A 13,323-nucleotide genomic window follows, 5' to 3' on the forward strand; every position below is an offset into this window, starting at 1 on the left:
TGGTGCTCGGGCTCGGGCTGATCGGCGGCGCCGTGGCCGGGAGCTGGCTCACTGGTGACCCCCGGGGATCGGGCAGCGGTGACAAGTTCGCCACGGCCGGCACCCTGTGGCACAGCGTCCCCGTGGACGACCTGTTCCCGCCCGTCGTGAACGGACAGGGCGCCGGCCCCGGCGGAGCCGACCGCACCTGGACGCGCGTCGCCGTCGCCGAGGACAGCGGCTGCGCCAACGCCTTCGACCCGCTGCTGCGCAAGGCCCTCGCCCCCGTCGGCTGCCAGCGCCTGCTCCGCGCCACCTACACCGACGCCACCCAGAGCTACGTCACCACCGTCGGACTGCTCTTCACCAAGGGCGACTCCGCCGCCATGTCCTCCCTCGCCGCCCGCTTCAAGGCCGAGGGCCTGGACCGCCGTACCGACCTGATGCCCCGCCCGTACGCCGCGAAGGGCACCGTCGCCGCGGCCTTCGGGAGCCGACAGCGCGCCTCCTGGACCATCTCCGTCCTGACCGACGCCCCGGTCGTCGCCTACGCCGTCTCCGGCTGGGCGGACGGACGGGCCGTCGACACGCCGCAGCCGACCGCCGACGCCAGTCAGTCCGGCGCCACCACGCCCCCCGCCCAGGCCGGCCTCGGCCAGGAGGCACAGGGCCTGGCCGACCGCGTCGTACGGCGCCTGCGCACGACCGTCAGCTCGGCCACGGAGCAGCCCTCATGAAGCGCATGGCCCGATCCGCGGCCCTGAGCCTGCTCCTCGCCGGCTCCGTCGCCCTCCTGCCCTCGACCACCGCGTACGCGGACAGCATCCGCGCCCAGCAGTGGGCCCTGTCCGCCATGCACACCCAGCAGGCCTGGCAGACCACCAAGGGCAAGGGCATCACCGTCGCCGTCCTGGACACCGGCGTCGAGGCCGACCACCCCGACCTCGACGGCAACGTCCTGCCCGGCAAGGACCTGATCGGCTTCGGCGCCAAGCGCGGCGACCGCGCCTGGGCCCGGCACGGTACGGCCATGGCCGGCATCATCGCCGGTCACGGCCACGGACCCGGTGACTCCGAGGGCGTCCTGGGCATCGCCCCGGAGGCCAAGGTCCTGCCCGTCCGGGTGATCCTCGAAGACGGCGACACCGCCCGCGGCAAGGCCCGTTCCACCCGTGGCAACGCCCTCTCCGAAGGCATCCGCTGGGCCGCCGACCACGGCGCCGACGTCATCAACCTCTCCCTCGGCGACGACTCCGCCTCCGCGCATCCGGAACCGAGCGAGGACGAGGCCGTGCAGTACGCCCTCAAGAAGGGCGCCGTCGTCGTCGCCTCCGCCGGCAACGGCGGCGAGAAGGGCGACCACATCTCCTACCCGGCCGCCTACCCGGGCGTCATCGCCGCCACCGCCGTCGACCGCTACGGCACCCGCGCCTCCTTCTCCACCCGCCGCTGGTACGCCACGGTCAGCGCGCCCGGCGTCGACGTCGTCATCGCCGACCCGGACCACCGGTACTACCAGGGCTGGGGGACGAGCGCCGCCTCCGCCTTCGTCTCGGGCGCGGTGGCCCTCGTCAAGGCGGCCCACCCGGGGCTGACCCCGGCCCAGATCAAGAAGCTCCTGGAGAAGACCGCCCGCAACGCCCCGAGCGGCGGCCGCGACGACTCCCGCGGCTTCGGCTTCATCGACCCCGCCGCCGCCATCAAGGCCGCCGGCCGCCTCGCACCGAAGGGCCTGCACTCGGCCGCCTACGGCGACAAGTATTTCGGCTCCGGCCCGGACGCCCAACGGGCCGACAGCGACCCCGCCGGCTGGGCGGGCGCCCTCGCGGGTGGTTTCGGCGGCGTCCTGCTGGTCGCGGCGGTGCTCCTGTGGAGAGGCCGCAGACGCACCCACTGAGGGACAGGGACGCCGTCGTACGGCCCTGCGCCGTCCTACGGCCCCGCCGAGGGACGGTGCCCTACGGCGCCGACGTGAACGACTCCACCGCCGCCCTCGCCGCCTCCTCCACCAGCGCGATGCCCTTCGCCTGCGTCGCGTTGCCGTCCGACAGCACGGCCACCAGATAGTCGGTGCCGTCCACCGTCACCCGCCCGATGCTGTTGACGACCCACAGCCCGGTCGTGCTGCGTGGCAGCCACCCGTTCTTCAGGGCCCACGCGGAGCCGTCCGCGGCGGCGGAAACACCCCACCGCTGATCGGACTCGATGCTCGTCATCAGTCCCCGCAGATACGCCCGCGAGGCCTCGCTCAGTTCGGAGTCCTCCCCGAACACCTGCCGCAGCAGCGTCAGTTGATCGGCCGCCGTGGTCCGGGTCAGCCCCCACAGCCCGCCCTCGCCGCCCGTCGTGTCCGTGAGCCCGAAGCGCCGGTTCGCCGCGTCGAGCCCGTCGGCCCGGCCGATGGTGTCCCACAGCGCCGACGCGGAGGCGTTGTCGCTGTTCTCGATCATCTTCGCGGCGTACGCCTTCTCGGCCGCGGTGAGGTGCCGCCCCTCGTCCTGCGCCCGCAGCAGCAGGGCCGCGAGGATGTCGACCTTGACGATGCTCGCCGTGTCGAAGGCCCCCGCACCGTGCACGGCGCTCTCCCCGGAGTCCAGGTCGAGGACCGCCGCGGACACCTCGGCCCCGGACGGCACGGTCACCGACGCCATGGCCTTCGTCAACAGCGCGTCCCGGTCCACCGCCGGCTCCGTCACCGGCTCCACGGATTCCACGGACTCCACCGTTTTCCTCCCGCTCGCCGACGGTGACGCCGCCGAGGATACGGCGCCCGTGCCGGAGTGCCCCCGCGCCTTGACGTAGACGGTCCCCGCGGCCGTGACAGCGACCACGGCGACGGCGGCGAGCGCGAGGTGGACGAGCCGACGGCGCCGGGACGGGCGCGTACGGCGGCGACGGCGGGCGCTGGGGGACTCCATGCCCGCGATGCTCGAAGCGGGAACTGTGCGTGCCGTGGGACGGACATGAGAAGAGGCTCAGGCAGGGCTGAGATTCCCGTGAAGGCGATGTTCCCGGTGTTCCCGGCGCTCGCAGCGTTCCGGGGGCCGCGCGAGCCCGTCGGCATCCCCGCCGATAAGGTCGGTGACCGTGGCGAACAAGAACATTCCCGACCCCGGTTTCTCCGACGACGACGGCTCCGCCGACCCCCGGCTGAGCGCCGCGCTCGCCGCCTGGGCCGAGGACCGCACCGCCGTGGGCCCCGTCCTGGAGGCGCTCAAGGGCGCCCGGCTGCTCGTCCCGGTCGTGGCCGTACTCGGCGAGGTCGAGGAGGACGAGAACGGGCTGCGCCGCGAGAAGACCAGCGACATGGCCGTACCGACGCTCAAGGCCGGCCACCGCACCGCGCTGCCCGCCTTCACCTCCACGGACGCGCTGGCCCTCTGGGACCCCGGCGCCCGGCCGGTCGCCGTACCGCTGCACCAGGCGCTCCAGGCCGCCGCGCACGAGAAGGCGGACACGGTGGTGCTGGACATGTCCGGTCCGGTGCCGTTCGAGCTGACCGGGCCCGCGCTGCTCGCGCTCGCCGAGGGCCGCACCACGACCGACCCGCTCGCCGACCCGGCCGTCCTCGCGGCCGTACGGGCCGCCGTGGCCGCCGAGCCCGCCGTGCTGCGCGCCCACCTCGGCCCCGGGGAGGCGGACGGCACGCTCGCCCTCGTCCTGGACCCGGCCGCCGCGCCCGCCGAGGCCGCCCGCGCGCTCGCCCAGCGCCTCGCCGCCGACGAGACACTCAGGGCCCGCCTGGTGCGCGGCCTCGACCTGGCACTTCTGCCGGCCGGGACGACGCCTCCGGGCGAGCCCTTGTTCGTACGGGATTGAGGCGGCCGTACGCACCGCGCGGGCGAGGGGAAGTGACTAGCCGTAGATCGGGCCGGTGTACTTCTCGCCGGGGCCCTGGCCCGGCTCGTCCGGGACGATCGACGCCTCGCGAAACGCCAGCTGGAGCGACTTCAGGCCGTCGCGCAGCGGCGCCGCGTGGAAGGAGCTGATCTCGGTCGCGCTCGCGTCCAGCAGACCGGCCAGGGCGGTCACCAGCTTGCGGGCCTCGTCCAGGTCCTTGTACTTGTCGCCCTCCTCGGTCAGACCGAGCTTCACGGCCGCGGCGCTCATCAGGTTGACGGCGACCGTCACGATCACCTCGACCGCCGGGACCTCGGCGATGTCGCGGGCCATGGAGTCGAAGTCGGGATTCTCAGGAGGGGTCTCACTCATGCCCCACACGATAGGTGCACCGCCCGGCCACCTCTCACTTAGCCCCTGCCGTCCCAATTAGCCCTTCCCCGCCGTTGCTGCTAACCTTGTGTGACGACCGGCCGGACAGGCATGCCGCACGGCTAGCAGGCCCGGCCCACAAGTGGAGGCTCCGATCTCCCACCTGACCGTCCTTCGGGACGGCGGGTCACCCCGGTCAGGCGGCCACCACCGTTCCGTACGGACGGTGGAGTCGCCCGAAAGCGCGCCCCGCGATCTTCGCGGCGGTGCTCCGGCAGTGTTTTTGGAGCCCCGCCTGTGATCGTCCGGGGCATTTTTTGTGCTTCGGCGCGGTTAGGTCTTACGAACAGAGACATACGCGGCTGTCCGCCAGACCGCCGTGTGGTGCTACCGAGGAGGATCCATCAGCGCCGAGCCCCGCATCAACGACCGGATTCGCGTTCCCGAGGTGCGACTTGTCGGTCCCAGTGGCGAGCAGGTGGGCATTGTCCCGCTGGCCAAGGCACTGGAGCTTGCGCAGGAGTACGACCTGGACCTGGTCGAGGTCGCGGCGAACGCCCGTCCGCCTGTGTGCAAGCTCATGGACTACGGGAAGTTCAAGTACGAGTCGGCCATGAAGGCCCGTGAGGCGCGCAAGAACCAGGCGCACACGGTCATCAAGGAGATGAAGCTCCGGCCGAAGATCGACCCGCACGACTATGACACCAAGAAGGGTCACGTCGTCCGGTTCCTCAAGCAGGGCGACAAGGTCAAGATCACGATCATGTTCCGTGGCCGCGAGCAGTCCCGGCCCGAGCTGGGCTACCGACTGCTGCAGCGTCTCGCGGAGGACGTCCAGGACCTCGGTTTCGTCGAGTCGAACCCGAAGCAGGACGGCCGGAACATGATCATGGTTCTCGGTCCGCACAAGAAGAAGACCGAGGCCATGGCCGAGGCCCGTCAGGCGCAGGAAGCCCGCAAGGCGGAGGCGAAGGCCAACCCGGGCCGTTCGCAGAACGCCGCGGACCTCCCGGACGCCGAGATCGCCGAGGCTCCTGCCGAGGCCCCTGCCGAGGCATCCGCCGAGGCGTGATCCCGGGGGACGAAAGTCCCCAGGAAGTAATCGACACAAGAGCGACGCTCCACCGTGCCCGGTTTCACGACCGGGCATCGGAGCGCCACCGACGAGGAGATAACGGCGCTATGCCGAAGAACAAGTCGCACAGCGGTGCCAGCAAGCGCTTCAAGATCACCGGCTCCGGCAAGGTGCTCCGCGAGCGCGCCGGCAAGCGCCACCTGCTCGAGCACAAGTCGTCCCGCGTGACGCGTCGCCTCACCGGCAACGCCGAGATGGCCCCGGGCGACGCCGCGAAGATCAAGAAGCTTCTCGGCAAGTGACGCACCGGCGCGCCTGATCGTCCGAACGATCCGCGCCCTACGTCAGGACCGGGACCCAATCGTTTCCGGGCCGCGTGAAGACAACCGCGGCCCCGCTACAAGGAGTTAACAAGTGGCACGCGTCAAGCGGGCAGTCAACGCCCACAAGAAGCGCCGGGCGATCCTCGAGCAGGCCTCCGGCTACCGCGGTCAGCGTTCGCGCCTGTACCGCAAGGCCAAGGAGCAGGTCACCCACTCGCTGGTCTACAACTACAACGACCGCAAGAAGCGCAAGGGCGACTTCCGTCAGCTGTGGATCCAGCGCATCAACGCCGCTGCCCGCGCCAACGGCATCACGTACAACCGCTTCATCCAGGGTCTGAAGGCCGCGAACGTCGAGGTCGACCGCAAGATCCTGGCCGAGCTGGCCGTCAACGACGCGGGTGCCTTCGCCGCCCTCGTCGAGGTCGCGCAGAAGGCCCTGCCGGCGGACGTCAACGCTCCCAAGGCTGCCTGACACCGCACCGGCCCCAGGCCGACGTGACTGTACGGACCCGCAGGCTTTCCGGCCTGCGGGTCCGTTGCGCTGTGAACGTACTCCTGAAGGTGAAGAGCATGCCCCCGGCCACCCCAGAACTCATCTCTCCTCGCTCCGCGCGCGTCGCCGCCGCCCGCCGGCTGGCCAAGCGGAACTTCCGGGGCAAGGACCGGCTGTTTCTCGCGGAGGGACCGCAGGCCGTGCGCGAGGCGGCCGGGCACCGGACCGGCGGGACGGACACGCTGGTCGAGCTGTTCGCCACCGTCGAGGCGGCCGAGCGGTACGCCGACATCATCGGCGACGCCCGCGGCGCGGGCGCCCGGGTGCACCTCGCCTCCGAGGAAGTGATCGCCGACATCTCCACCACCGTCACCCCGCAGGGGCTCGTCGGTGTGTGCCGGTTCCTCGACACACCGTTCGAGGAGATCCTCGCGGCCCGGCCCAAGCTCGTCGCCGTCCTCGCCAACGTGCGGGACCCCGGGAACGCCGGCACCGTCCTGCGCTGCGCGGACGCCGCCGGCGCCGAGGCCGTCGTACTGACCGACGCCTCCGTGGACCTCTACAACCCCAAGGCCGTCCGTGCCTCCGTCGGCTCCCACTTCCACCTGCCCGTCGCCGTCGGCGTCCCGGTCGACAGGGCCGTCGAAGGGCTCAAGGCCGCCGGGGTGCGCATCCTCGCCGCCGACGGGGCCGGTACCGACGACCTCGACGACGAGCTCGACAAGGGCACCATGGGCGGACCCACGGCGTGGGTGTTCGGGAACGAGGCCTGGGGACTCCCGGAGGACACCCGCGCGCTGGCGGACGCCGTGGTGCGCGTCCCGATCCACGGGAAGGCCGAGAGCCTGAACCTCGCCACCGCGGCCGCCGTATGTCTCTACGCGTCGGCCCGTGCACAGCGCGCCTCCGGAGGGTGCCGCTCCGTCACCGAGAGCTAGTAGGGTGACCAGCTCGGGGGGCCTGCTCCGACGGAGAGGTGGAGTACGGGGATGAGCGTCGGCACGAGCAGTGCGCAGGGAGACCGGGACGCGCGCTGCGTGCCCGCGCCCCGCCACGGTGACCTCGCCGAACTCGGTATCGGCCCCGACGAACTGCCCGACGGCCTCGTCGTCGCGGACGAGCACGGGCACGTCGTCTGCTTCAACGCGGCCGCCGCCCGCATCACCGCCGTGTCCCCCGCCGAGGCCCTCGGCCGGCGCCTGGAGAAGGCGCTGCCCCTGGAGGACCTGGAGGGCCGGCGCTGGTGGCAGCTCACCGATCCCTACGGGGGTCTGGCCATCCGGGCCGGCCAGCCCGAGCGCAATCTGCTGCTGCCCGGCGGCCGCGAGGTCCTCGTGTCGGCCCGGTACATCCGCAGCCACCCCACCGGACCCGTCCGCCGCGTCGTGGTGTGCCTGCGGGACACCGAGGCCCGGCGCCGCACCGAGCGCAGCCACGCCGAGCTGATCGCCACCGTCGCCCACGAGCTGCGCTCCCCGCTCACCTCCGTCAAGGGCTTCACCGCCACCCTGCTGGCCAAGTGGGAGCGGTTCACGGACGACCAGAAACGGCTGATGCTGGAGACCGTCGACGCCGACGCCGACCGCGTCACCCGGCTCATCGCCGAGCTCCTCGACATCTCCCGCATCGACTCCGGACGCCTGGAGCTGCGCCGCCAGCCCGTCGACATCGGCGCGGCCGTCGGCCGGCACATCCAGGCCTACGTCGCCGCCGGACAGCCCGCCGACCGGTTCCTGCTGCGCATCGAGCAGCCGCTGCCCGCGCTCTGGGCCGACCCGGACAAGATCGACCAGGTGCTCAGCAACCTCATCGAAAATGCCGTGCGGCACGGCGAGGGAACCGTCACCATTGACATCACGCCCGCGGCCACCGCGGCCAACACCGCCACGTCGGTCACGGTGAGCGACGAGGGGCCCGGCATCCCGGAGGAGTCCATGAACCGCGTCTTCACCCGCTTCTGGCGGGGCAGCAAGCGCGGTGGCACCGGCCTCGGGCTCTACATCGTCAAGGGCATCGTCGAGGTCCACGGCGGCACCATCACGGTCGGCCGCGCCGCCGACGGCGGCGCCGAGTTCCGATTTACGTTGCCCGTGGGCGCCCCGGCGTATCTCGCCTGACGGCCCACGGGCGCATTCGCACACCCCCACCCCGTTAGACTCGGCCTTTGGCACCTTTGTGTCCTGCACACGGCCCTGAACCGGTCACGGGGACCATCCGCCAGCCAATCGGAAGCACGGGAAGAGATGTCGGCACCGAATAAGTCGTACGACCCTGTCGAGGTCGAGGCGTTGAAACCGGAAGAGATCGAGCGCATGCGGGACGAGGCGCTCGCCGCCTTCGCCGCCGCGGACTCCCTCGACGCGCTCCAGGAGGCGAAGATCGCCCACGCCGGCGGTGCGTCTCCGCTGGCCCTCGCCAATCGCGAGATCGGCGCGCTGCCCCCGCATGCCAAGGCCGAGGCCGGCAAGCGTGTCGGCCAGGCCCGCGGCGCCGTGAACAAGGCCTTCGGCGCCCGCCAGGCCGAGCTGGAGGCGGAGCGTGACGCCCGCGTCCTGGTCGAGGAGTCGGTGGACGTCACGCTGCCCCACGACCGCGTGCCGGCCGGGGCCCGCCACCCGCTCACCACCCTGTCCGAGCGCATCGAGGACGTCTTCGTGGCCATGGGCTACGAGGTCGCCGAGGGCCCGCAGGTCGAGGCCGAGTGGTTCAACTTCGACGCCCTCAACATCGGCCCGGACCACCCGGCCCGCGGCGAGGCGGACACCTTCTTCGTGCAGGGCGAGGACGGCGGCTCCGAGTCCGGCGTCGTGCTGCGCACCCACACCTCGCCCGTGCAGATCCGCTCGCTGCTCGACCGCGAGCTGCCGGTGTACGTGATCTGCCCCGGCCGCGTGTACCGCACCGACGAGCTCGACGCCACGCACACCCCGGTCTTCCACCAGGTCGAGCTGCTCGCCGTGGACGAGGGCCTGACCATGTCCGACCTCAAGGGCACCCTGGACCACATGGTCCAGTCCCTGTTCGGCGAGGGCATGAAGACCCGGCTGCGGCCGAACTTCTTCCCGTTCACCGAGCCGTCCGCCGAGATGGACATGGTGTGCTACGTCTGCCGCGGCGAGTCCGTCGGCAACCCCGACCGCCCCTGCCGCACCTGCTCCTCCGAGGGCTGGATCGAGCTGGGCGGCTGCGGCATGGTCAACCCCAAGGTGCTGACCGCCTGCGGCGTCGACCCGGAGAAGTACAGCGGGTTCGCCTTCGGGTTCGGCATCGAGCGGATGCTGATGTTCCGCCACAACGTCGAGGACATGCGAGACATGGTCGAGGGTGACGTCCGGTTCACCCGGCCGTTCGGGATGGAGATCTGATGCGGGTCCCGCTTTCTTGGCTGCGGGAGTACGTCGACCTGCCGGCGACTGAAACCGGCCGTGACGTGCAGGCCAAGCTCATCGCGACCGGCCTGGAGGTCGAGACGGTCGAGCAGCTCGGCGAGGGCCTCAAGGGTCCCCTCGTCGTGGGTCGGGTGCTGACCATCGAGGAGCTGGAGGGCTTCAAGAAGCCGATCCGCTTCTGCACCGTCGACGTCGGCACCGCCAACGGCACCGGCGAACCCCAGGAGATCGTCTGCGGCGCCCGCAACTTCGCCGTCGGCGACAAGGTCGTCGTGGTGCTGCCGGGCGCCGAGCTGCCCGGTGGGTTCTCGATCAGCGCCCGCGAGACGTACGGCCGGACGTCCCACGGCATGATCTGCTCCAGCGACGAGCTGGGCATGGGCGACGACGGCACCAAGGGCATCATCGTGCTGCCGCCGGAGACCGAGGTCGGCAAGGACGCCATCGAGCTGCTGGAGCTCGTCGACGAGGTCCTCGACATCGCCGTCACCGCCAACCGCGGCGACTGCCTGTCGATCCGCGGCGTCGCCCGCGAGACCGCCATCGGCTACGGCCTGGCCCTGCGCGACCCGGCCCTGATCGACGTACCGGGCCCGAACGCCTTCGGCTACCCGGTCGAGGTGTCCGCGCCGGCCGGCTGCGACCGCTTCACCGCCCGCACCGTCACCGGTCTCGACCCGGAGGCGCGCTCGCCGATCTGGCTGCGGCGCCGGCTGCAGAAGGTCGGGATGCGCCCGATCTCGCTCGCCGTCGACATCACCAACTACGTGATGATGGAGCTCGGCCAGCCGCTGCACGCCTACGACCGGGGGCTGGTCCAGGGCACGATCGGCGTGCGCCGCGCCGAGGAGGGCGAGAAGCTCGTCACCCTCGACGGCACCGAGCGCCGGCTGCACGCCGAGGACCTGGTGATCACCGACGAGCGCGGACCGATCGGCCTGGCCGGCGTCATGGGCGGCGCGAACACCGAGATCGCCGACCACGAGGACGTGGAGAACGCCACGACCGAGGTCGTCATCGAGGCCGCGCACTTCGACCAGATCTCCGTCGCGCGCACGGCCCGCCGCCACAAGCTGTCCTCCGAGGCGTCCCGGCGCTTCGAGCGCGGTGTCGACCCGCAGGCCGCGGCCGCCGCCGCCCAGCGCACGGTGGACCTGCTGGTGCTGCTGGCCGGCGGTACCGCCGACGCCGGCGTCACCGAGGTCGTCGCGCCGTCCGCGCCGCACATCATCACCGTCCCCGCCGACCACCCGGACAAGGTGGCGGGCGTGGAGTACGGCCGCGAGACGGTCGTCCGCCGCCTCCAGGAGATCGGCTGCGACGTGTACGGGCAGGACGAGCTCATCGTCACCGTCCCGTCCTGGCGTCCCGACCTCGCCGAGGCGAACGACCTGGCGGAGGAGGTCATCCGCCTGGAGGGCTACGAGGACCTGCCCTCCACGCTGCCCAAGCTCCCCTCGGGCCGCGGCCTGACCCACCGCCAGCGGCTGCACCGCCGCGTCGGCCGCGCGCTGGCCGGCGCCGGGTACGTCGAGGCGCCGAACTACCCCTTCATCGGCGAGCAGGTCTTCGACCAGCTCCTGCTGGAGGCCGACGACCCGAACCGCCGTGTCGTGAAGCTGGCCAACCCGCTCAACGACGAGGAGCCCGCGCTCCGTACGTCGCTGCTGCCGGGCCTGCTCGGTGCGCTGCGGCGCAACGACGGCCGGGGCGCGCACGACCTGGCGCTGTTCGAGACGGGTCTGGTGTTCCACCCGCGCGAGGAGCGGAAGGCCGCCGCGAACCTGCCGGTCGACCGGCGCCCCACCGACGACGAGCTCGCCGAGCTGAACGCCGCGCTGCCCGACCAGCCGCGGCACGTCGCGGCCGTCCTCGCGGGCGCCCGCGAGCAGGCCGGCTGGTGGGGCAAGGGTCGCCCGGGCGACTGGGCCGACGCCGTCGAGGCCGCCCGCGCGGTCGCCCGTGAGGCCGGTGCCGAGCTGATCGTCCGCAAGGGCCAGTACGGTCCGTGGCACCCGGGCCGCACCGCCGAGCTCGTGGTCGTCGCCGACGGCACCGAGCAGGTCGTGGGCCACGCGGGCGAGCTGCACCCGCGCGTCGTCAAGGCCCTGGGTCTGCCCCCGCGCACGGCCGCGATGGAGCTGAACCTGGACGCCCTGGAGCAGGTCGGCGACGGCGCTCCGCAGGCGCCGAGCATCTCCTCCTTCCCGGTCGCCACCCAGGACGTCGCCCTCGTCGTCGACGAGTACGTCCCGCACGCGGACGTCGAGGCCGCGCTGCGCGAGGGTGCCGGCGAACTGCTGGAGTCCATCCGGCTGTTCGACGTGTACGAGAACGCCGAGCAGCTGGGCGACGGCAAGAAGTCGCTGGCCTACGCGCTCCGCTTCCGCGCGAAGGACCGCACGCTGACCGTCGACGAGGCCTCGGCGGCCCGCGACACGGCGGTGGCCCTCGCGGGCGAGCGCACGGGAGCCGTGCTGCGCGGCTAGTCGCCGCGGGAGACCGCGCGGTCGACCGGGGGCAGGCCGCCCCTGGCCGGCCGCGCGGTCTCCCGCGTTCCGGCGAGCCACTTCAGGCGCCTCACCTGCATAAATGCACGTGTTCTGACATGGCTCACTCATTTGGGTGAGAACTACCGGTGAACCTGCCTTTTCGGGGCAGGCCGTCGACAGAATCGGACCGGCCTTTCGGGGCCGGTCCGTCTGCTCTGTCTGGGCCTCCATGGGGGAACATCGGCATGATCCGTATCAAGGCACGGGCACCCACCCGACGGGTTTTCGTCCGCGGGCCGCACCGCCGATCACGGCGGCGCGCGCTCGCCCTGGCGCTCCCCACGGTCTGGGGCGCCGTGGCGGTGACCTACAAACTGGCCTGCCCGCTCGCCCAGCAGACCGGGCTCGGCGCCCGGATCGCCACCAGTGCCGTGTTCTTCGCGGTCGGGACCGGGCTGGTGTTCCACGTCCGCCGGGCACTGGTCCGCGAGTTGAGGCAGGTCCGCAAGGTCGCGGGCGCCGCCCAGCGCGTGCTGCTGCGGCCCCTGCCCCCGCGCCTCGACGGCCTGGCCGTCGCCGCCGCCCAGCTCTCCGCCGACCGCGGCGCGGCCATCGGCGGCGACCTGTACGAGGTGATCGCCACCGAGCACGGCGTACGCGTCGTGATGGGCGACGTACGCGGCCACGGCCTGGCCGCCATCGGCACGGTCGCCGCCCTCCTCGGCAGCTTCCGCGAGGCGGCCCACGACGAGCCCGGACTGGAGCGCGTCCTGTGCCGTCTGGACCGCGCCCTCGCCCGGCACCTGCGCGAACGCAGCCGCGCGGAACACCCGGCGGGCGGCCAGGAGCCCGAGCACCCGGTCGCCGAGGAGTTCGCCACCGTACTCCTCCTGGAGATCCGCCCGGACGGCGAACTGCACGCGCTGAACTGCGGCCATCCCTGGCCCTACCTGATCGGCGCGCACGGCGTCGAAGCCCTCGCCGGGGCCGAACCCCTGCCGCCGCTCGGCCCGTTCCCGCTGCCCCGCGATCTGGAGGTCATACGCTGCGGCCACCTGCTTCCCGGTGAGTCGCTGGTCCTGTACACGGACGGCGCGGCGGACGCGAGGGACGCGCACGGCCGCTTCTTCTCCCTCCCGTCGGTGCTGCGTCAGACGGCGGGCGACCGGCCCGTGACACCGCAGGCCGTCCTGCGTACGGTCTTCACCGCACTGCGACGCCACATCGGTGGCAGGCCGTCGGACGACATCGCCCTCCTGGTCCTGCGCAACGAGCGCCGGCACACCCATGCCCTGGGGACGCGGGGAACCACGTGGCAGGCCCCCACGGACCCGCAGCCGACACCCCATCGCTAGGT

General features: G+C 72.3%; 13 protein-coding genes. 11 read left to right on the top strand and 2 right to left on the bottom strand.

Annotation, left to right across the window (positions count from 1 at the left end; all coding sequences use genetic code 11):
- The first annotated feature begins 2 nt into the window (after window positions 1-2).
- Both IPZ69_RS43980 and mycP read left to right on the top strand, forming a co-directional pair.
- Window positions 3-716 carry a hypothetical protein gene (locus IPZ69_RS43980; RefSeq protein ID WP_235460523.1) on the top strand — a complete coding sequence of 238 codons (714 nt, stop codon included), beginning with the start codon at window positions 3-5 and terminating at the stop codon, window positions 714-716.
- Window positions 713-1,876: a type VII secretion-associated serine protease mycosin gene (mycP, locus tag IPZ69_RS43985; RefSeq protein WP_235460524.1), complete on the top strand. Its 1,164-nt coding sequence runs from the start codon at window positions 713-715 to the stop codon at window positions 1,874-1,876. Before IPZ69_RS43980 ends, mycP begins: the two co-directional genes overlap by 4 nt.
- A gap of 61 nt (window positions 1,877-1,937) precedes the next feature.
- Here mycP and IPZ69_RS43990 read toward each other — a convergent pair whose 3' ends face one another.
- The gene (locus IPZ69_RS43990; RefSeq protein ID WP_235460525.1) at window positions 1,938-2,897 is read right to left on the bottom strand and encodes a serine hydrolase; all 960 of its coding nucleotides are present in this window, start codon (window positions 2,895-2,897) and stop codon (window positions 1,938-1,940) included.
- Window positions 2,898-3,066: 169 nt separating this feature from the next.
- On the opposite strand from IPZ69_RS43990, the gene IPZ69_RS43995 reads away from it, so the two are divergent.
- Window positions 3,067-3,798 carry an SseB family protein gene (locus IPZ69_RS43995; RefSeq protein ID WP_235460526.1) on the top strand — a complete coding sequence of 244 codons (732 nt, stop codon included), beginning with the start codon at window positions 3,067-3,069 and terminating at the stop codon, window positions 3,796-3,798.
- 36 nt (window positions 3,799-3,834) lie between these two features.
- On the opposite strand, the gene IPZ69_RS44000 is transcribed toward IPZ69_RS43995, so the two are convergent.
- Complete coding sequence (locus tag IPZ69_RS44000) at window positions 3,835-4,191, bottom strand: DUF1844 domain-containing protein (protein WP_235460527.1); 357 nt, start codon at window positions 4,189-4,191, stop codon at window positions 3,835-3,837.
- Window positions 4,192-4,570: 379 nt separating this feature from the next.
- Between IPZ69_RS44000 and infC the strand changes: the two genes are divergently transcribed.
- The 8 genes from infC to IPZ69_RS44040 all read left to right on the top strand — a co-directional run bounded on the left by infC (window position 4,571) and on the right by IPZ69_RS44040 (window position 13,321).
- The gene (infC, locus tag IPZ69_RS44005; protein ID WP_235460528.1) at window positions 4,571-5,263 is read left to right on the top strand and encodes a translation initiation factor IF-3; all 693 of its coding nucleotides are present in this window, start codon (window positions 4,571-4,573) and stop codon (window positions 5,261-5,263) included.
- A gap of 110 nt (window positions 5,264-5,373) precedes the next feature.
- Window positions 5,374-5,568, top strand: a complete 195-nt coding sequence (gene rpmI, locus IPZ69_RS44010; RefSeq protein WP_003977225.1) for a 50S ribosomal protein L35 — start codon at window positions 5,374-5,376, stop codon at window positions 5,566-5,568.
- A 112-nt stretch (window positions 5,569-5,680) separates the two neighbouring features.
- Complete coding sequence (rplT, locus tag IPZ69_RS44015; protein WP_055492778.1) at window positions 5,681-6,064, top strand: 50S ribosomal protein L20; 384 nt, start codon at window positions 5,681-5,683, stop codon at window positions 6,062-6,064.
- A gap of 98 nt (window positions 6,065-6,162) precedes the next feature.
- Entirely contained in the window at window positions 6,163-7,023 is an 861-nt protein-coding gene (locus IPZ69_RS44020; protein ID WP_235460529.1) for a TrmH family RNA methyltransferase, read from the top strand.
- A 51-nt stretch (window positions 7,024-7,074) separates the two neighbouring features.
- Window positions 7,075-8,202 carry a sensor histidine kinase gene (locus IPZ69_RS44025; protein WP_235460530.1) on the top strand — a complete coding sequence of 376 codons (1,128 nt, stop codon included), beginning with the start codon at window positions 7,075-7,077 and terminating at the stop codon, window positions 8,200-8,202.
- 126 nt (window positions 8,203-8,328) lie between these two features.
- Window positions 8,329-9,450 carry a phenylalanine--tRNA ligase subunit alpha gene (gene pheS, locus IPZ69_RS44030; RefSeq protein ID WP_235460531.1) on the top strand — a complete coding sequence of 374 codons (1,122 nt, stop codon included), beginning with the start codon at window positions 8,329-8,331 and terminating at the stop codon, window positions 9,448-9,450.
- Window positions 9,450-11,963, top strand: a complete 2,514-nt coding sequence (gene pheT, locus IPZ69_RS44035) for a phenylalanine--tRNA ligase subunit beta (protein ID WP_235460532.1) — start codon at window positions 9,450-9,452, stop codon at window positions 11,961-11,963. Before pheS ends, pheT begins: the two co-directional genes overlap by 1 nt.
- Window positions 11,964-12,211: 248 nt before the next feature.
- Window positions 12,212-13,321 carry a PP2C family protein-serine/threonine phosphatase gene (locus IPZ69_RS44040; RefSeq protein ID WP_235460533.1) on the top strand — a complete coding sequence of 370 codons (1,110 nt, stop codon included), beginning with the start codon at window positions 12,212-12,214 and terminating at the stop codon, window positions 13,319-13,321.
- Window positions 13,322-13,323 lie beyond the last annotated feature (2 nt).

This window comes from Streptomyces olivochromogenes (assembly GCF_021538895.1).
Lineage (GTDB): Bacteria > Actinomycetota > Actinomycetes > Streptomycetales > Streptomycetaceae > Streptomyces > Streptomyces olivochromogenes_A.